Annotated in this window: 17 protein-coding genes; 4 read left to right on the top strand and 13 right to left on the bottom strand. The window is 63.2% G+C overall.

The genetic code is table 11. The annotated features are described in order from the left end of the window. Nucleotides 1-102 precede the first annotated feature (102 nt). Nucleotides 103-396: a GCN5-related N-acetyltransferase gene (locus HK107_RS02985; RefSeq protein WP_173196658.1), complete on the top strand. Its 294-nt coding sequence runs from the start codon at nt 103-105 to the stop codon at nt 394-396. Here HK107_RS02985 and HK107_RS15485 read toward each other — a convergent pair. Next, the gene (locus tag HK107_RS15485) at nt 393-1,715 is read right to left on the bottom strand and encodes a glycosyltransferase (RefSeq protein ID WP_198912275.1); all 1,323 of its coding nucleotides are present in this window, start codon (nt 1,713-1,715) and stop codon (nt 393-395) included. The genes HK107_RS02985 and HK107_RS15485 overlap by 4 nt on opposite strands. 4 nt (nt 1,716-1,719) lie before the next feature. Next, nucleotides 1,720-2,817 (bottom strand): redox-regulated ATPase YchF, encoded by a 1,098-nt coding sequence (gene ychF / locus HK107_RS02975; RefSeq protein WP_173196656.1) that lies wholly within the window; start codon nt 2,815-2,817, stop codon nt 1,720-1,722. A gap of 160 nt (nt 2,818-2,977) precedes the next feature. On the opposite strand from ychF, the gene HK107_RS02970 reads away from it, so the two are divergent. Next, nucleotides 2,978-3,985: a restriction endonuclease gene (locus tag HK107_RS02970; RefSeq protein WP_173196654.1), complete on the top strand. Its 1,008-nt coding sequence runs from the start codon at nt 2,978-2,980 to the stop codon at nt 3,983-3,985. A 17-nt stretch (nt 3,986-4,002) separates the two neighbouring features. On the opposite strand, the gene HK107_RS02965 is transcribed toward HK107_RS02970, so the two are convergent. From HK107_RS02965 to HK107_RS02930, 8 genes are all read right to left on the bottom strand, one after another. After that, entirely contained in the window at nt 4,003-5,901 is a 1,899-nt protein-coding gene (locus tag HK107_RS02965; RefSeq protein WP_173196652.1) for a glycoside hydrolase family 9 protein, read from the bottom strand. 151 nt (nt 5,902-6,052) lie between these two features. Next, nucleotides 6,053-7,303 carry an alpha/beta hydrolase gene (locus HK107_RS02960; RefSeq protein ID WP_173196650.1) on the bottom strand — a complete coding sequence of 417 codons (1,251 nt, stop codon included), beginning with the start codon at nt 7,301-7,303 and terminating at the stop codon, nt 6,053-6,055. 3 nt (nt 7,304-7,306) lie between these two features. Next, a complete protein-coding gene (gene pth / locus HK107_RS02955; RefSeq protein WP_173196648.1) occupies nt 7,307-7,999 on the bottom strand; it encodes an aminoacyl-tRNA hydrolase in 693 nt (230 codons plus the stop codon). A gap of 79 nt (nt 8,000-8,078) precedes the next feature. Next, the gene (locus tag HK107_RS02950) at nt 8,079-8,669 is read right to left on the bottom strand and encodes a type III secretion system chaperone family protein (RefSeq protein WP_173196646.1); all 591 of its coding nucleotides are present in this window, start codon (nt 8,667-8,669) and stop codon (nt 8,079-8,081) included. An 87-nt stretch (nt 8,670-8,756) separates the two neighbouring features. Beyond that, nucleotides 8,757-9,515, bottom strand: a complete 759-nt coding sequence (gene yaaA, locus HK107_RS02945) for a peroxide stress protein YaaA (protein ID WP_173196644.1) — start codon at nt 9,513-9,515, stop codon at nt 8,757-8,759. 57 nt (nt 9,516-9,572) lie between these two features. Beyond that, nucleotides 9,573-10,982 (bottom strand): FAD-binding oxidoreductase, encoded by a 1,410-nt coding sequence (locus HK107_RS02940; protein WP_173196641.1) that lies wholly within the window; start codon nt 10,980-10,982, stop codon nt 9,573-9,575. A gap of 49 nt (nt 10,983-11,031) precedes the next feature. Further along, nucleotides 11,032-11,766, bottom strand: coding sequence for a DUF4197 domain-containing protein (locus HK107_RS02935; protein ID WP_173196639.1), 735 nt, complete (start codon nt 11,764-11,766; stop codon nt 11,032-11,034). 63 nt (nt 11,767-11,829) lie between these two features. After that, nucleotides 11,830-12,741, bottom strand: coding sequence for an L-threonylcarbamoyladenylate synthase (locus HK107_RS02930; RefSeq protein ID WP_173196637.1), 912 nt, complete (start codon nt 12,739-12,741; stop codon nt 11,830-11,832). An 87-nt stretch (nt 12,742-12,828) separates the two neighbouring features. Between HK107_RS02930 and HK107_RS02925 the strand changes: the two genes are divergently transcribed. After that, nucleotides 12,829-14,628 carry an acyl-CoA dehydrogenase gene (locus HK107_RS02925; RefSeq protein ID WP_173196635.1) on the top strand — a complete coding sequence of 600 codons (1,800 nt, stop codon included), beginning with the start codon at nt 12,829-12,831 and terminating at the stop codon, nt 14,626-14,628. Here HK107_RS02925 and HK107_RS02920 read toward each other — a convergent pair. From HK107_RS02920 to HK107_RS02910, 3 genes are all read right to left on the bottom strand, one after another. Next, nucleotides 14,625-15,080 carry a MarR family winged helix-turn-helix transcriptional regulator gene (locus HK107_RS02920; RefSeq protein WP_173196633.1) on the bottom strand — a complete coding sequence of 152 codons (456 nt, stop codon included), beginning with the start codon at nt 15,078-15,080 and terminating at the stop codon, nt 14,625-14,627. The two genes, HK107_RS02925 and HK107_RS02920, sit on opposite strands and share 4 nt — an antisense overlap. Beyond that, on the bottom strand, nt 15,080-16,234 hold the full coding sequence (locus HK107_RS02915) for an Acg family FMN-binding oxidoreductase (RefSeq protein ID WP_173196631.1): 1,155 nt from the start codon (nt 16,232-16,234) through the stop codon (nt 15,080-15,082). The genes HK107_RS02920 and HK107_RS02915 overlap by 1 nt, the downstream gene beginning before the upstream one ends. Nucleotides 16,235-16,307: 73 nt before the next feature. Then, nucleotides 16,308-16,973, bottom strand: a complete 666-nt coding sequence (locus tag HK107_RS02910; RefSeq protein WP_173196629.1) for a GNAT family N-acetyltransferase — start codon at nt 16,971-16,973, stop codon at nt 16,308-16,310. 123 nt (nt 16,974-17,096) lie between these two features. Here HK107_RS02910 and HK107_RS02905 point away from each other — a divergent pair, with 123 nt between their 5' ends. After that, a complete protein-coding gene (locus HK107_RS02905) occupies nt 17,097-17,882 on the top strand; it encodes a DUF2306 domain-containing protein (protein WP_173196627.1) in 786 nt (261 codons plus the stop codon). Nucleotides 17,883-17,912 lie beyond the last annotated feature (30 nt).

The following is a 17,912-nucleotide window of genomic DNA, read 5'->3' as shown; positions in this document are numbered from 1 at the left end:
GTGTTTCCCTGAGCGCCGCACATTGGAGGGGTGCGGGGCATGCGTCCAGAGCGGTGTTTTGGCCAATAGGCGCGCGGGAGCTGGTCAGGCTATCCTCTCTCCATGAACCGCCGTGAGCTTGAGAACCGTTGGCTGCGTTTGACGAGGGAGGAGATGCCGTCCGTCGCGAGGTCGCGCGGCTGGCCCGTGGTGTTCGACCACTGCTTCCAGCGCATCCTCCTCGACAATGCGGCCGGTCAGGTGTGGTACGAGGTGATCGAGCGCCGGCCTGCCTATCGGCACGCAGAGGAGAGCCTTCTTACGGAGGCGATCGCCCTCGGAGAGGCGGCCCTTCGCGGAGAGGCCGATCTTGCGGAAATGAACCGCGAAAGCCTGCGCCTGCGCGGCAAGCTCTAGCGCTTGTCCTTGCCGGGGAAGAGCATCGTCGTCGCCCTGACCCGGCGGTCGGCGAAGACGGCCATGGCAATCTTCGAGGCAACCTCACGGAACTGGGTCGTACCCACCGAACGCTTGGCAGCCTTGCGGACCGCGAGGATGCGGAACGGGTAGCCTGCGAGGATGAACAGCGCCGTGAAGAGGCGCGAGACGGGGTTCTTCTGACGGGCGCTCTGGCGCGCTGCGAGGCGAGCCTGCTCCCGGATATAGCGGAAGACCTCGCGGCGGTCCGAAGGCGTCGAGATTGAAACGCGGGCTTCGGTGGCGAGGGCAATCTTGTGCCCGCGGCCTTCGACAGCGCTGACCAGACGGCCATTGCGGACAGCAAAGCCAAGCTTCTCGCCGATTTCGTTCAGGGCTGAGCGGCGGAAGACCATTGTGTCGAAGCCGCGCGAGCGGCCCTTCTGGCGCTCCGCTTCGTCCATGAAGAAGGCGACCCTTGCCCATGTGCTGAGCGGGTCGGCATTGGCTGCGCGCACGGTGACGGCGCCTGCACTGGGCATCTCTTCGAAGGCGCGGACGCATTCGAGGGCCCAGTCATCGGCAGGCTCGGTGCCTGCGCTCAGGAAGGCGACGAAATCGCACTCTGCCGAGGAAACGGCCTCTTCGAGGACCTGGTCCATGGCGTCGGGATCAGCCGGCAGCGCCCGGAGCCTGACGGCGCCATTGCCTGCGGCGACGTTGATCGCTTCGAGGGTGCGCCTGCGGCCTCGATCATTGTCGCTGGGAACCAGGAAGCAGAGGATGCCTCCGTTCTCAGCCGATGCTGGACGCATGGAAGCTGGCTCGAGCTTGGGCGCAACGGTCTCGCGCTCGGTCGGCGGCGTGGAGGCTTCAGGCGTGTGGACAGGGGCAGGGTCCGGAGCACGACGCTCGGACTGCTCCGAGGCGGCCATGCTTCCGGCGGCGAACGCGGCAGCGAACGGGTCATAAGCCTGCGGCTCTGCGTCCGCGGGTTCTGGTGCGGCGCGCCGCTCTTCACCACCGGACATGGCAGCGTCGAGGGGATTGGCCGGGACCTCAGCAGGCTTTGGCTCTGGCGTCGGCTCGGGCTTGGCAGCGACAGGCGCAGGGGCCGGCGGCGCTGGCGGAGGGGTGGGCTCAGGGTCACCCATACCGATCTTGTCGGCCAGCATGTCCAGCGGCGAGCGGTCAGCGTCTTCAAGGACCGGCGGCAGCTCTTCCTCGACGGCCGGTGCGGGCTCGTCGTTCTTGCGGTCCTTGACGCGGATGGAGCCATCCTCGCCGAAAAGACCTGAGAGGCCGTGGTCCTTGGTCATGGGTCTAGTTCCCCGTTCGGAAGTGCATAACGTCCCCGTCCCTGACGACGTATTCCTTCCCTTCGATGCGCTGTTTACCAGCGTCCTTGGCCGCGTTTTCACCACCAAGACTGACATAGTCTTCGTAGGAAATTGTCTCGGCCCTAATGAATTTTTTCTCGAAATCCGTGTGGATCACGCCTGCTGCCTCAGGGGCCAATGCCCCTTTCCTTATAGTCCAGGCACGTGCCTCCTTGGGACCCGCGGTAAAGTAAGTGTGAAGTCCAAGGAGGTCATAACCTGCTGAAATCAGGCGGTTGAGGCCAGGTTCCTCCAGCCCGATCTCGGCCAGGAACTCTTGCGCCTCCTCGTCTTCGAGGGTCGCAAGTTCCGCTTCGATGCGCGCTGAAATCATGACCGCCTTTGCGTTCTGCTTCTCGGCTTCTTGAAAGACCTTACTTGAATATTCGTTTCCTTCGGCCGCCGAGCCCTCATCGACGTTGGCTACGAACAGGATCGGCTTGGTCGTGAGGAGCTGGAGACCTTTCCAGGCCTTGGCCTCGTCAGCGGAAACTTCGGCGTTGCGGGCCGGCTTGCCATCGCGCAGCTGCTCCAGCGCGCGGTCGACCAGCACAATGGTCGCCTTGGCTTCCTTGTCCTGGCCCTTGGCCTTCTTCTCGAGGTTCACCCGGCGTTTCTCGAGGCTTTCGAGGTCAGCGAGCATCAGCTCGGTCTCGACGGTCTCATAGTCGGCAATCGGGTCGATCCGGCCCTCGACATGGGTGATGTCGTCATCCTCGAAGCATCGCAGGACGTAGGCGACAGCGTCGACCTCGCGGATGTTAGCGAGGAACTGGTTGCCAAGGCCTTCGCCCTGGCTGGCGCCTTTCACGAGACCAGCAATGTCCACGAACTGAAGGCGCGAGGGGATGATCTCCGCCGACCCTGCGATCTCCGCCAGCTTCTGCAGCCGCGCCTCGGGCACAGCCACATCGCCGACATTCGGCTCGATCGTGCAGAAAGGATAGTTCGCAGCCTGCGCAGCTGCGGTCTTCGTCAAAGCATTGAAAAGCGTCGACTTCCCGACATTCGGGAGGCCAACGATGCCGCATTTGAAACCCATGATCGCCTTCTTGTTTTCGTTCCCAAAGCTATGACCCCGCCCATGCTGCGGTGCAAGAGGCGGGGTCCGTCAGGTGGAAGCTGCAGAACGAAGTTCCGTTTGTCCTGCGAGTTCGGCAGGCAGGACACTCAAGTCGCGTAGCGTGATAACTGGACTGCCCATGATCGCCAAAATCCCCGAGTTCGAAAACGTGTGGGGTATCCATATGCCCACCGAATGCGGTCGGCAGGCCCTTGACGAAGGGTTTGTCTCGCTGGGCTGGACGGAGCTCGGTGATCCGGCCAGGATCGAGCCGACCCGCGACGCTATGAAGGCGGCGATGGAGACCCATTATCCCGACGCAAAGCCCGGGGCCCAACGGCTCTGGGCGGGCATCGTCCACAGGTTCCTGCATGTGCTCAAGATAGGCGACGGAATCGTCTATCCGTCGAAGCACGACCGGATGCTCAATCTTGGCGTAATCGATAGTTCCTATACGTATCATCCGCAGGCGCCGATCGAGCAGCTCGAGATAAGGCGCAGGGTCAGGTGGCTCGGCGCGCTGGAACGGACGGCCTTCCCTCAGACGACCCTCAATGAAGTCGGGTCCGCCCTGACCCTCTTCCAGGTGGCGAACAACACCGACGCGCTTCTCGAGACATTCCGTGGGACGAGCGAAGACGTCGCTCCGCCCGAAGAGGAGGACGTCGAGCTCATCTCCGAAAGCGTGGTCGAGGGGACGGACGATTATGTCCTCAAGAAGCTGAAGACGGCCTTCAATCCACAGGAGTTCGAGCAGGTTTGTGCCCATTTGCTCGAGGCCATGGGGTATCATGCTCGCGCAACAAAATACTCCCACGATGGCGGCGTTGACGTTATCGCACACAAAGACGAACTCGGTTTCGAGCCGCCCATCATCAAGGTCCAGTGCAAGCAGACATTTTCAACCATCGGGCGGCCTGACGTCCAGAAACTGGACGGCGCGATCGCCGCGAGCGAATTCGGTTTATTCATTACTTTGGGACATTACTCTTCCGAAGCATCCGTGTACGAACAGATGAAGCCGAACATTCGCTTGATCGACGGTCGAGGTCTGACGCAAATGATTTACGAGCATTATTCGCGCCTTCCATCGTCTGTACACCGTGCAATTCCGCTGAGAACTATTCTCCTTCCCGCGCCGGGCTAAGAAGCCATTCGTTTGCTTTAGTCCGCCAGGAAATGCGCTGCCCAGAGGAGGGGGGCGTTCCAGTTGATGGTGACTTCATTGAGGGCGTAGGCGTCTGCGTCGTCGCGGTAGCAGGCCATGGGCGCGCAGGTTGCGTTGATGGACTGGGCGACGCTGTCGGCGGGGTTTTCCTTGTTGGGGCCGCCTGCGAGGACGCCAGGCGGCGGAGGCGGGAAGCTGGGGTCCACGGCCTCCGCCCAGTAGCGGTGATGCGGCGCGCGCATCGGGTTTTCTCCGTACCCTGACACGTAGGACTGGCCGAGCGGGTTCCTGCCGAGGAGGTAGTCCATGACGGCGATGACCCCGTCGTGGTAGCGGTCCTCGCCGGTGAGGTCATGGGCCGTCCCGATGACGATGGCGCGGTAGAGCATGTCGCTGTTCGAGCCCCAGCCATAGGTCCGGTCGAAAGGCACGTGGAAGCCTTCGCCCGAGATCTCCGCCAGGAAGCCATCAGCAGACGCTGTAACCGCATCGACGGCTGCCTGGCGGTCTGACGCGCTGAGCGATGAGGTCTGCGGAGCAGTCGCAAGAGCAATGGTGCCGGGCGTCGAAAGCTCAGGCCAGTTGAACCCGCCTGCCGCGAGGTAGCGGCTCGATGCTTTCGCGTCGTCGAGGTAGGCCTGATCGTCCGTAGCGAGATAAAGCTCGACGGCGGCAAAATAGAACTCATCGGCGAGGTTCTGGTCGCCATAGTCGCCGCCGCCACCATCGGTCACCGTGTAGGCGAGGGCGTCGGGGACGCGCTCGGCCGCTGCGTAGGCTTTTTCGGCGGCCGCGAGGCAAGTGTCCGCATACGCATTGTCGATGCTGCGGAAGAGGCGCGCGCACTGGGCTGCTGTCCCTGCGAGGTTCAGCGTGGCTGCCGTTGAGGGGTAGGACAGGTAGCGCGTGGCGTTGTTGTCGTGGGGTGCGAGGGGGAAGGCTGCCCAGCGCTCGTCGTGGAACTTGTGGTGAACCATCCCTGAGGCATCGACGGACGTGAAGGTCAGGCTATCACGGTTCCCGTACTGATCACCCAGCGGCAGGTTCAGTGTCGTGCCGTCAGGGACCTGCATCGCCAGCATGAAGTCCATGTTCCACCTAACCTCATCTAGGAGGTCAGGCTGACCGTTGGCGCCTTCGGGGATCGACAGGCCGCCATCGGCAAATGTGCTGCCTGCCGTGGTTCCCTCGGTACGCTGATAGGCATTCATCAGGGTCCAGACGGAGACGCCGCTGTTGACCACATATTTGCCGTGGTCGCCTGCGTCATACCAACCCTTGCTGACATCGAGGGTATAGGGGCAGCCTCCCCATGTGTTGCCGCGGACATCGTCCGGCCCGAAGCAGGTCCCGCTGTCTGGGTCATGGGCCGTCGGGCGCGAGAGAGCTGCGCCCACATACTGCGCTTCGATCGGCGTGCTGACCCGCTGGTGGTAGAAGAAAGCTGCGCTGTCCGTGCGCAGAGCATCGTAGACGTCCGCATCGATATCGAAGGGCTCGCTATCCACGCCGTCGACCCTCAGGACGTAGCCCATGCCTGCGGTGGCGAAGGCGGAGAAGTCGATCTTCTGCACGGTCTCGCCAGACGCATCATCGGCGCCGAAGGTCGTCGTGGTGCCGTCCGCGACGACGCTTCCCGAAGCGTTGAGCAGATCCCATTCGAGGGCGGATGTCGCATCGGTGACGACGGTCGCGCCTTTTGCGCCGTTGGTCAGGTACCCGTGCTGGTTCGCGAAGACCGCGGAGACAGTGACTGCCGTCGGAGGAGGCGGTGTGCCGCCGCCGGGATTTGGCGCAGGTGGCGTACTGTTGCCGCCTCCGCCGCTGCTGCAGGCGGTGAGCGCCGTGAAGCCGAGAAGGGCTGCCGCTCCTGCGGCGGTGTGAAGGCGAAGCATCTCTCTCCCTTTCCGCAGGGCATTCTGGCGGACCCTGTCAACGTTGTCGGGCTGAGTATCATCGCAAGGGGTGAGAGGAATCAAGGAAAAATGCGAGCGGTAACATTCCTATCGCCTCACGTGGCGATGCGTGCTGCCGTATCCGCTACGGTTACTCCCCCGGCGGGATTTCGCGGGCGAGCATCCAGTGCAGCTGATCCTGCACCCGGGTGCGCCATGCGGCTTCGTTATGCTCGGCGCCGGGATATTCGCGCAGGTAGTAGTCCTCACCGAACGCGTAGCCCTGCGCCTCGAAATGCTCGCGGAGCTTGCCGTGCTCGGGCGGGTAGAGGGCGTCGAGGGTCGCGGTGCCCCAGTCGAAGAACATCCGCGCGCCGTCGGGGATCAGGAGGCCGCCTGCTTCGATATCGCGGAGGTAGTAGGGGGTCTCATCCGCTTCGCTCGGGTCCTGGCCCTGGAACTGGGCGATCACCGCTTCGGAGAAGGGCAGGTGGCTCGAGACGCAGCCGCAGGCGCTGAACGTCTCAGCGTGCTCCATGACGAGATACATCGCGTAGAGGCCGCCCATGGAGCTGCCCATGGCGAAGGTGTTGTCCCTGTCGGTCAGGGTGCGGAACTCTTGATCGACTCGGGGCTTGAGCTCGTCTTTTACGAACTGGGCGAGCTTGGAGGCGTCGTGCCAGGGGCTGTACTCCTGACCGCGCATATCGGTGGACCAGTGCGCAACCACGATGGCAGGCGGGAACGCGCCGCTTTCCATGCCGCGCATCATCGCCTCATCAATGCCCCAGTCGGTGCCCGTGTTGGCGATGCGCGGATCGAAGAGATTCTGGCCATCGGTCATGTAAATGACGGGGTAGCGGACGCCTTCGTTCTCCGCTTCAGCATAGCCCGGCGGCAGCCAGACCGAGACATTCCGAGTGCGGTCGAGGAATTCGCTTTCGACATCGCGCCAGTAGATCAGCGTGCCGAGGATGCCTGCGTCCTGCCATGTGTCGAGGAGGGTCTCGGGATCGGCTTTGAAGCCTTCAATCTCGTGGGTGACGGAGAGGCCGTCGCTGGCTGTCAGGATCGCATTTTCGAGCGGAAGACCTGCGCCATCCACAGCCTCGCGAGCCCAGCTTCCGAGGGTGAATTTGTATTCGAGGTCAAAGCCTTCAGTGAGGAGGAGCTGCGCGACCCTGCGGTTAGGCGCACCGCCCTCTGGCGTCATCGGCGAGGCGTCGGGCGACCATCCGTTGCGGTTGGTGGCGAGGTAGACATCGCCTGTCCCCTCAGGGACCACGGCGATGATCGTGACGTCAGCGAAGGCCTCGGGCACCGGTTCGTCCGGGGACGTCATTGTGTCTCCACAGGCTGGCAGCACGAACAGGATGAGGGCGGCGATCAGCTTGCGGAACATGGGTCAGTCCTTTTTTCCGATAAGGCCCTTGAGGGCGTCGAAGGCGGAGGGAGTTTTCTCCGGCGGAGGAGGCGCCTGCGGCTTCGGCTTGGCCTCGGCGCGGGGGGCTTTCTTCTCGGCCTTGGGCGGCTGGAACACAGCTGATACAAAGCGCTGTGTGTTTTCATCTGTCAGCGGAAGAAGGTGCTTCGCAGCAGGACCCATGCGGTAAAGCATCTCGCCGAACCAGCCGTCGCGCTCTTCCTTCGCAAAGTCCTTGAGCACGTGGTGGGTCACGGCGTCCTTGTGGCCGGGGTGACCGACGCCGATGCGGCACCGCCAGACATCCGGCGACAGATGCGCCGCGATAGACTTGAGGCCATTGTTGCCTGCGAGGCCGCCGCCCTTCTTGATACGGAGCTTTCCGGGTGCAAGGTCGATCTCGTCGTGGAAGACGAGGACATCCTCGGGCGGGATCTTGTGGAAGCGGCAGGCTTCCTGAACCGCGCGGCCGCTTTCGTTGTAGAAGGTCTGCGGCTTCATCAGGAGGACACGCTCGGTCCCGATCTTGCCGTCGGTGACCTCCGCCTGAAACTTCGAGCGGAACGCGCCAAGGCCGAGGCCATCCGCGATGGCGTCGATGGCCATGAAGCCCGCATTGTGGCGGTTGCCCTGATACTTGGCGCCTGGATTGCCGAGGCCGACGAGAAGAAACATGCCCCCTTAGGAGCAAAGCTCGGCGCATAAGAAAAGGGGGCCGCGTAGGCCCCCTCGTCATTCCTGCCTGTCGGCGGGATCAATAGTCCGAGACGATCCGGCCGCTCAGCAGCTCAGGACGGCGCAGCGCCTCACGGACGAGGGCCTCGGTGTCCGGGTCGTAGTCATCGATCGGTGCTGACGAGAGGAGCGAGACCGACATGGCGTTGCGCGCATTGCGGGTCTGGGTCCACTTGGAGACCGTGCGGCTGAAGACATCGAGGTTCACGAGGAACGTGCCGGCCGTGATGCCGTGGTCAGCGATCAAGTAGCGCGACAGCACCGTGGCCTGGCCATTGGTGTAGGCAACGGTGGCCGGGGTCTGCTGGTTGAACGCGTTGATCGAGGAGGCGGGCGCTGCGCCTTCCATGACAATGTACATCAGGAGGCCGGTGCAGTCCGGGTTGCAGACGCGCGGGCGCAGCATCACGACATTGCCGTTCTGGCGCACAACGAGGACCTCACGGTTCTCGATGGTGAGGGTCTCAGGAAAGAGCCCCTGCGCACGCAGGACCGGGCCGAGCGTCGCGGCGTTGGTGTCGTTGAGTACTTCCTTCGCCTTCGAAGCCGAGATTTCGGCCGAAGCAAAGGACGTCAGCAGCACACAGGCTGCTGCGAGAATACGGATCATGCTGCCCTCCAGAGTTAACCGCAGGTTAAGAGACGCGCGGGCCGCCCGCAAGCTGGAACTGGCCTCCGGCATCCCTAAAAAGTGCGGCTAGCTGACCTTGGGCGGCTGAGGCCTCGTGAAGACCCAGGTCCTGGGCTTCGAATGCTCGGCGCTGAAGGTATAGCCGCCGCCGTTGAAGTCTTTCAGTCCTTCAGGGTCATCGATGCGCTGGTCGACGGCAAAGCGGGCCATCATCCCGCGGGCATGTTTGGCGAAGAAACCAAGGGTCCGGAGCTTGCCGTCTTTCTCATCCTTGAACTGGCAAGTGATGACCGGGCTCTTCAACCCTTTGACGGCCTTGAAGTATTCGTTGGACGCGAGGTTCACGAGGGGCTGGCCTTCGAGCTCTTCTTCAAGCGCTTTGCCGAGACGTTCGCCCCAGAAGTCGTAGAGGCTCTCGCCGCGGCGGGTCTTGAGGCTGGTCCCCATTTCGAGGCGGTAGGGCTCGATCTCATCGAGAGGCCGGAGGACGCCGTAGAGGCCTGAGAGGATGCGCACCCGCTCCTGCGCGGCGTGGAGGCCATCGGCGTCGAGGGTGCTCGCATCGAAGCCGCGATAGACGTCGCCGTTGAAGGCAAGGATCGCCTGCTTCTTCGACTGCTCGCCAAACGCCTTGTAGCGCTCCGCATTGAGGGTCGCGAGGTCGTCAGAAATGCTCATCATCTGGCCAAGCTGCCGCGCCGACTTCTTCTTCAGCGTGCCCAGCAGGCGATCCGTGTCCTCGGCAAAGCGCGGCTCGGTCGTCTTGAGACGGCCATCGGCAGGTTCGAAGTCGAGGTTCTTGGCGGGGGAGAGGACGAGCTTCATGGGGCGTCACTAATAGGTCAGGGGCTGAGTCGGGAAGGGGACGCGGAGGCGCACCCTTCATGGGTTGAGGAGCTTGCCGGGGTTCATCAACCCTTTCGGGTCGAGGCTCCGCTTGATCGTCCGCATGAGATCCATTTCGACGGGGTCCTTGCGGGTGACGAGTTCATCGCGCTTGAGCTGGCCGATGCCGTGCTCGGCTGAGATCGAGCCGCCCAGCTCCACGACGATGTCGTGCACCTTGTGCTCGAACTCGGCCATGCGGGCTTTCCACTTGTCGTGGGGGCCTTCGGCAGGACCTAAGATATCATAGTGGATGTTGCCATCGCCCATGTGGCCGAAGGAGATGATCCGTGCACCCGGTTCCATCTCAAGGACTTTGGCGTCAGCTTTGGCGAGGAACTCAGGAATCGCGGCGATCGGCACACTGACGTCCGCTTTGACGCAAGGGCTCGGGTCTTTCTTCATCGCTTCGGAAGCGTTGTGGCGGATGGTCCAGAGGGCCTCGGCCTGCGCTTCGGAGGAGGCGACGGTGCCGTCGATCACAAGCTCTTCTTCAAAGGCGGTTTCGAGAATGCCTTCGGCGGTTTCGCGGAGGGTGCCTTCCTGCCCCGAAGAGAATTCCATCAAGACGTAGGTGCCTGATTTTGTCTCCAGCGGACGCGGAAGATCCGGGAACTGATGAAGGACGAGCTCCAGCATTCCGTCATTCATCACTTCGAACGAGCCAAGCTGCCCGCCTGACCGTGCCTGCGCCAGCGACAGGAGCTTCACGGCGTGCTCAGGCGAGGGCAGGGCAAGCATCGCCGTGACGTGCTCTTTCGGCCTCGGGTAGGTCTTGAGCACCGCCGCCGTGATGATGCCGATCGTCCCCTCGCCGCCGATAAAGAGGTGCTTGAGGTCGTAGCCCGTATTGTTCTTGCGAAGCTGGTTGAGGCCTTTCCAGATCCGTCCGTCGGGCAGTACCGCTTCGATGCCGAGAACGAGGTCCCTCGCATTGCCGTAGCGCAGGACATGCACACCGCCTGCGTTGGTGCTCAGCACACCGCCTATGTTGGCCGTGCCTTCCGCGCCAATGGAGAGGGGGAAGAGGCGGTCGTCTTTCCTGGCGAGCTCCTGGGCTTCCTGAAGAGTGATCCCTGCCTCGAGGGTCATGGTGAAGCCTTCGGCCGAGACGTCACGGACCTGCCGCATCCTCTTGGTGCTGATGATCACTTCGCCCTTGGCCGAGCCTCCGCCGACAAGGCCGGTATGCCCCCCTTGCGGCACCATCGGCACGCCGCGCCGGTAGGCCTCGGCCATCAGGCGCGACAGCTCTTCGGTGGCGGAAGGCGCGAGGATCAGCGGGCTCTCACCGGGCCAGCGGCCGCGCCACTCCTCAAGGTGCGTGCCCGCCGCGTCCTCCGGCACGATCGATTTGGGATCGGCAAGGGCGCGCAGGGCTTCGATATGTTCGGCAGGGATCGTCATGCCCGACAGATGCCGGGTGGCGCAGTCCCTTGCAAGTCAGGGGAAGGGCTTAGCCAAACACCCGGCGCAGGATCTCGGTGGTGCGCTTGGCCGGGTTCTCGCGGATCGCCTTCTCTTCCTGCGCGACGTAGTAGAAGAGACCGCCGAGGCCCTTGTCCACGCCGTGGTTGATCAGGTCCTGCTTGGCGTTGGCGCCGAGCTCCGGCGCGCCCGGAACGATGGCGAGACGGCTGACCAGACGGTCGAAGGTCTGGATCGCGCCGACCCGCTGGAGGGCATCGGTCATGATCGGCGAGAAGACGGCTGTGAGCCCTGCGGAGGTCTTGCCCCGGAAATAGTCTGTTGCCGCGGTGTCGCTGCCGCGCACGATGTCGATGGCGTCACGGATCGACATGGAACGGATCGCGTCAAGGAAGATGCCGCGCGCCTGCGGTGCGGCTTGTTCTGCGCCGCGGTTCAGCTGCCGTTCGAGATCATCGAGGCTGCCCGAAAGACCGAAGCGCGCCAGCTCTTCCTGGATCTCCCTCAGGTCTCCGGGGAGGGGGATGCGAATGGCGCCGTCGGCGAAATAGCCGTTGAGCTTGCCGACCTGACCGATTGCCTCGCCAATGCCCTGGGTCAGCGCCGCCTTGATGCCCTCTGCCGCTTCTGCGGAGGTTAGCCCGCCCTGCGCGCTACCTGACAGGACGCCGTCGAGGACGTTGCCGAGATCTTCGGAATTACAGGCCGCGAGAGGGCTGGCGGCGAGGAGGGTCAGAACGGACCTGCGGCTGAACGTGGACATGGCTTGGCTCCCTAGAAGCGCGGACGATGCCCCGCGCCGGGGAACTTGTCGAGCGCCGAGAGGTCAGGGACGCGGCGCCGCCGCGCGCCTCAGGCGGTCATTGATGCCCTGGCCGAGGCCTGTTTCCGGGATAAGGGCGACGGCGATGGGTTTGCCGAGGGCGTCAAGCTGTCTGAGGTAGCCGAAGAGGTTCGTGGCCGCCTCGCGGAGGTCACCTGTTGGCGAGAGGTCGAGCGTTGCGCCGTCTGTCCCGGCGAAGCCGAGGAGGCTCTCGCCCTCTCTGGCTGCGTGCGCGCTTAGACGGATCGCGGCGTCGGGAGCGTAGTGGCTCGACATCATCCCGGGGGCCTCGATGCCTTCTCCGGGAGAGGCGAGGGGGTGGCCGAGGACGGCTTCGATTTCTGCGGAAGGAATGGCTCCGGGCCTCAAAAGGGTGGGGCGGCTTTTTGCGAGGCTGATGATGGTGCTCTCAATGCCCGCCTCGCAAGGCCCGCCGTCGAGGACAGGGACTTCGCCTGCAAACTCTTCGAGCACATGCTCTGCTGTGGTGGGGCTCAGCCTGCCCGATCGGTTGGCCGACGGGGCGACGAGGGGCGCTCCGACGGCCTCGATGACCGCGCGCATCAGCGGATGGGCAGGGATCCTGACCGCGAGGGTATCGAGCCCTGCGCCTGCCAGCTGCGACACCGGGGCGTCAGGCTGCTTCTCCAGGACGATCGTGAGAGGACCCGGCCAGAACCTGGCTGCCTGCTTTGTCGCACAGTGGTCGAGCTTCACCACGGTGCCCGCCTGCTCAAGGCTCGCACAGTGGACGATCAGCGGGTTGAAGCTGGGCCGACCCTTGGTCTCGTAGATGCGCGCCACCGCCTTGCCGTCGGAGGCGAGGGCCGCGAGCCCATAGACCGTCTCCGTCGGCAGGGCACAGATGCCGCCGCTTTTGAGGATCTCGGCAGCCTCGTCGGGATGCCGCAACATTCTGCTGCCGTTCGTCACTTTGCTTTCCTGCTCAGTCTCGCGCAGAAGGCGCACAAAGAGCGAAAACTCGCAAGGGAGACGACCGCTATGGCCTACCAATTCCCCGTCCGCGACGTGCATTACCTGCTGAACCACGCCGCTGATTTCGATGCTGTCCGCGAAACCGGTGCCTTTGAGGACCTCAGCGACGATTTTGTCGGCGCGATCCTCGAAGAAGCCGGCAAGTTCGCGAATGATATCCTCGCGCCGCTGAACTGGACCTCGGACCAGCAGGGTGCACGCCTTGAGAACGGAAAGGTCTTCACGACCCCCGGGTTCAAGGAAGCCTACGCGCAGTATGTCGAAGCTGGCTGGAACTCGGTTGCGTTCCCTGAGGAGTGGGGCGGGCAGAACATGCCGAACTCCGTCGCTCTCTCGGTGGTCGACGCGATGCAGGGTGCCTGCATCAGCTTTGCCATGGGCACGATGCTGACGACCGCTGCCGTTAAAGCGCTCCTCGCCTTCGGTGATGATGAGCAGAAGCGGCTCTACCTCGAGAAGCTCGTGACCGCTGAATGGTCGGGCACGATGAACCTCAGCGAACCGCAGGCAGGCTCGGACCTTGCCACCATCAAAACCAAAGCCACCCCGAACGGCGATGGTACCTACAATATCAAGGGCCAGAAGATCTGGATCTCCTACGGCGACCATGACATGTCGGACAACATCGTCCACCTCGTCCTCGCGCGCCTGCCCGATGCGCCAGAAGGTACCCGCGGCATCTCGATGTTCCTTGTGCCGAAGTTCCGTGTGGATAGCGAAGGCAATATCGGCCAGCAGAACGACGTCAAGATCGTCTCGATCGAAGAGAAGCTCGGCCAGCACGGCTCGCCAACCTGCGTCATGGCTTACGGCGATAATGACGAATGCATCGGCACCCTCGTCGGCAAGGAGAATGAGGGCCTGCGCAACATGTTCGTCATGATGAACGCAGCCCGGATCGACGTCGGCATGCAGGCCGCATCGGTAGGCGAAGCTGCTTTCCAGAAGTCCCTCGAATATGCTCAGGACCGCCCGCAGGGCCGCGAGTTCGGCGTGAAGTCTGGCCCCGCCACGGCAATCTGGAACCATCCGGACGTGCGCCGTAATCTGTACACGATGAAAGCGCTGACCGATGCGTCCAAGGCGATCTGCCTTGCGAACATGGTCGCCTATGACGTCGCTCGCCGCTCGCCTGATCCCGAGATCGCGGCAAAGGCGAAGGAGCGCGAAGAGCTGCTGACGCCGCTGTCAAAGGCCTTCTCCTCCGACCGTGCGCTGGAGACGACGAACATCGGCATTCAGATCCACGGCGGCATGGGCTTTGTCGAGGAGACGGGCGCTGCGCAATTCTTCCGTGATGTGAGGATCTGCACGATCTATGAGGGCACCAACGGTATACAGGGCATCGACCTGATCGGCCGTAAGCTCGGCATGGGCGAGGGTAAGCTTGCCTATGACCTCATCGAGGAGATGATCGAGAACGCCGATGCCGCGATCGCAACGGGTGACGCAGACCTCGCGCGGGCCGGTGAGCGGATGAAGCTCGAAGCGGAAAGTCTTCGCGAGAACACGGCATGGATGGTCACCGCGATGCAGACCAAGCCCGAAGCTGGCCTTGCAGGCGGTACGCCGTTCCTTGAGCAGTTCGGCTATGTCGCTGGCGGTCATTACCTCCTGAAGGCCGCCATCGCTTCGCACGGCGCCAAGGCGGCTGATGCTTCGCAGGCTGACTATCACGACAGCCGGATGCACATTGCCAGCTTCTACTGCGACAATCTCCTGCCGCGTGCGCAGGGCTTCGCCCCTGCCGTTCGTGCAGGCGCAGAGACCGTCGAGCCGCTCGAGCCGACGCTTCTTTCGGCCTAGAAGCCGTCCCTCTCGTTTCGGGCCTCATCAAGCCAGGCCCGGAGCGACGACAGGGCCGGGAGGATGGTGCGGAGCTGATCCGCGCCGAACCCGGCCTTCAATTTCTCCCTGAGAGGCGTCGTCGAAGCGACGCCTTCCATCCACGCTTTTCTCCCCTCATCGGTTAGCGAAGCCAGCTTCTTTCGGCCATCTTCAGGGTCCGGATCGATCTTGACCAAGCCCTTGCGTTCGAGCTTGGCGAGGGTCGCGGTCATGGAGGATTTTGCCTGCTGGAACGCGCGGGCAAGGCGTCCCGGCTCCACCGGATCGGGCCTTCGGATGAAGTGACTGAGGACGCCGAACTCACTGACCGAGAGGGCGGGGGCGAGCGCGAGGCGCATCTCGGTATCGACCAGCTGCTGAATGATGCCGATTTCCGTCAGTGCCGCGACGATCGCTTCGTCATCATTCATCAGGCGTCAGTGATCCTTGATTCGAGCGGCCAGCGCGGGGAGGGCCCGGGCCTGTCAGCGTAGCCTATCCGCGCCAGCATGTGAACGACGCCGGTTGGGCGAAGCTTCTCATGGATGGCGCGATAGGGCCCCTCCATCTCCTTGAACTCCTGCAAAGCCTGGCTCAGCGGGTGGAAGGCAACACCGAGCTCCGTGGCCTTCATCTGCATACGGAGCCACTGGGCGCCAGTCGTCAGCTGGCCCTCGCGCGTATTCTCAGCAGCCGTCAGGGTCAGGAAGCCTCGAGCGGTATCGATGCTCTTCTGATAGAAGTCGAGCGACGAACGCCGGGCCATGCTGCCTTCCTTCATCAGGTTTTCCTCGGACATGATGCCGATGGCGCGCAGGAGGCCCATCGGGAATCCTTCCACAGCGATACCGTCAGGGTTCTGAGCGACCTCCCGCTTGCCGACGCGCGTGACGTCGACACTCTCCTTCCATGTCCGATCCGTGCCATGCTCAATTGCCCAGGCCTCTGTCGCGATTTGCCGGATGGCTTCTATATCGTCCGCCTGCAGAACGGATCCGGGATCCGAGGCGTGCGGACCTTCGGTTCTTCCTGCCGCGACAATGGCCTCCACGGCGCTGGGGTCAAGCATTCGCTCTTCGTAGGTCTCGCGGTTGGTCCGCCGTTCAAGGACCTGTGCGAAGAGGGGGTCGGCTTCGGCCGGGCCAGAGCTAAGGCGGATGCGGGCGACCGGCCTGTCATCGAGCCTGTCCGTTGGCGTGCCTTGAGGGAATGGCGTGACTTCCGCGGAGTATCCTTGCGCGTTCGCCGCCATCTTCGTCAGCTCGACGAACGCGCCGAGGCCGATGGTGATCTGACGGTCCGGCGGGTCCGTCATCGGCAAACGCCGGTCGAGCTGGCAGCGGACGAGGATGTCGCTCTCGCCTGAAAGCTCCACGAGCCAGGGCTGCTTATTGTGCGGGTTGGGCGCTAGAATGCCAAAGGCGAGGGCGTCCAGCCGCGGATCGCCGAAGCTGCTGCCTGCTCGCTGCCATGCTGCACGCGGACCTTTGGGCGGCGCGTCGATCGCCCGGGCGCCCTGCGGCACTGACGTCGAAAGGATGATCGCTGCCGCCGTGCCGGTCTTCAGTAAATGTCGCCTGTTCATCTCATTATCCGTTCGTTTCCTAACGAACGATATTATCGAATAGGAGGCGCGCAAGGCCTGGGACTGTCCTTGCTCAGCGGTGGCGGAGATCAGTCAGCGATTTCAGCTGTTTGCCATCTGCAAAAAAATTGGCGTCGTCGAGCCAAGCCTCGAAGGTAGCTTTCCGCTCCGGCCATTCGGTGTCGATCATTGAGAACCAGGCCGTGTCCCGGTTGGCACCCTTGACCCAGCGGTGGTTGCGGAAGGTGCCTTCATAGGTGAAGCCGTAGCGCTCGCCGGCGCGGGCGGATGGCTTGTTCTGGTCGTTGCAGATCCACTCCGCGCGCCGCCAGCCATAGTCCTCGAAGATATGTTTCAGCATAAGGAAGATTGCTTCGGTCCCGGCCTTGGTCCGTTGGAGGTCTTGGCCATAGGTCACCGAGCCTATCTCGGCGCAGCCGAACTGGGGCTTCATCCGCATGAAGGCGGCCATGCCGAGGGGAGGGCCTCCGGGCTTCGAGATCGCCATAAGGTTGAGGCCAGCCTCCGCCTGTTCAGCCAGCATCGCGAGGAACGTCTCCTCATCCGCAAACGGACCAATGCCCATCCAGCGCCAGAGCTCAGCGCTCTCCCGAAGCATGGCTCGGGCGAGGGCTTCACTCACCCCATCCTGAGCTACCGGCGTCAGGGTGACCGATGACCCGTCGAGGACGTCATGGCCCGGGCAACCGGTTCTGCGAGGGCTCCAAGTCTCTGACATCGCTCGGGCTCTCCTCTGCTAGTCTCGCTCCGTCTCACGCAGGAGAGACCAGACCGCAAGCCCTGTTGCGATTTATTGATAAACGATATACGTTGAGACTGGGCAGAACGAAAGATCGATCCGATGAACGGACGAGGTCAGGGTGCGCTGCAGCTCGCGGCGAAGGCTTGGTATGCACCGGTGCTGGTCGGGCAGTGGGCTTTCACCGCCTATATTCTGTATGCCTATCTTTGGCCTGCGCTGTTCGGAGACTTCGCGGCCTGGAACGGGCACATCTCCAATGCCTACCAGCCGGGGGAGACCCTCGGAAACAGCGCGGTGGCGGCGCATGTCTTCCTGGCCATCGCTATCCACCTGCTGGGCCCTTTGCAGCTCGTGCCATCGGTCAGGGCGAGGGCTCCGGGCTTTCACCGTTGGAACGGCAGGCTCTTCATCTTCGCTGTCACCGTGGCGATCGTCTCCGGCGCCTACATGCTGGTGGTCAGGGATATCGGCAGCATCTTCCTCAAGTCCGGTTTCATCCTGCAGGCGGTCTTCATTGCGTGGTTCGCTGTCCTTGCCGTCAAGAACGCCATGGCGAGAGACTTCGCGACCCACATGAGATGGGCGACGCGGCTGTTCCTTGCCGCGAGTGCCGTCTGGTTCTTCAGGGTCATCATCATGGTCTGGTTCGTCACGACCGGCGGCGTCGGCATCAACACAAGCGACGGGACGGGGCCTTTCATCGACGCCATGTCCTTGATCCAGTTCCTGCCGCTGGTGATCTACGAGACATACTGGCGGGTGAGGGATGGCGGCGGCGTTCTCAGCCGGGGAGCGATGGCAGTCTTCCTGTGGATTGCCGCCGCGGCAATGGTGGTTGGCGTGCTGCTCGCGACCTTCGGCATGTGGTTCCCGGTTCTCGGCTAAGCGAGGGAACCAACCTGTCCAAGCCGTTGC

Origin of the sequence: Parvularcula mediterranea, assembly GCF_013085255.1 — a bacterium.
Classification (GTDB): Bacteria; Pseudomonadota; Alphaproteobacteria; order Caulobacterales; family Parvularculaceae; genus Parvularcula; species Parvularcula mediterranea.
The sequence above is the reverse complement of the archived record's forward strand: the minus strand, read 5'-3'. Positions and strand labels throughout refer to the sequence as shown.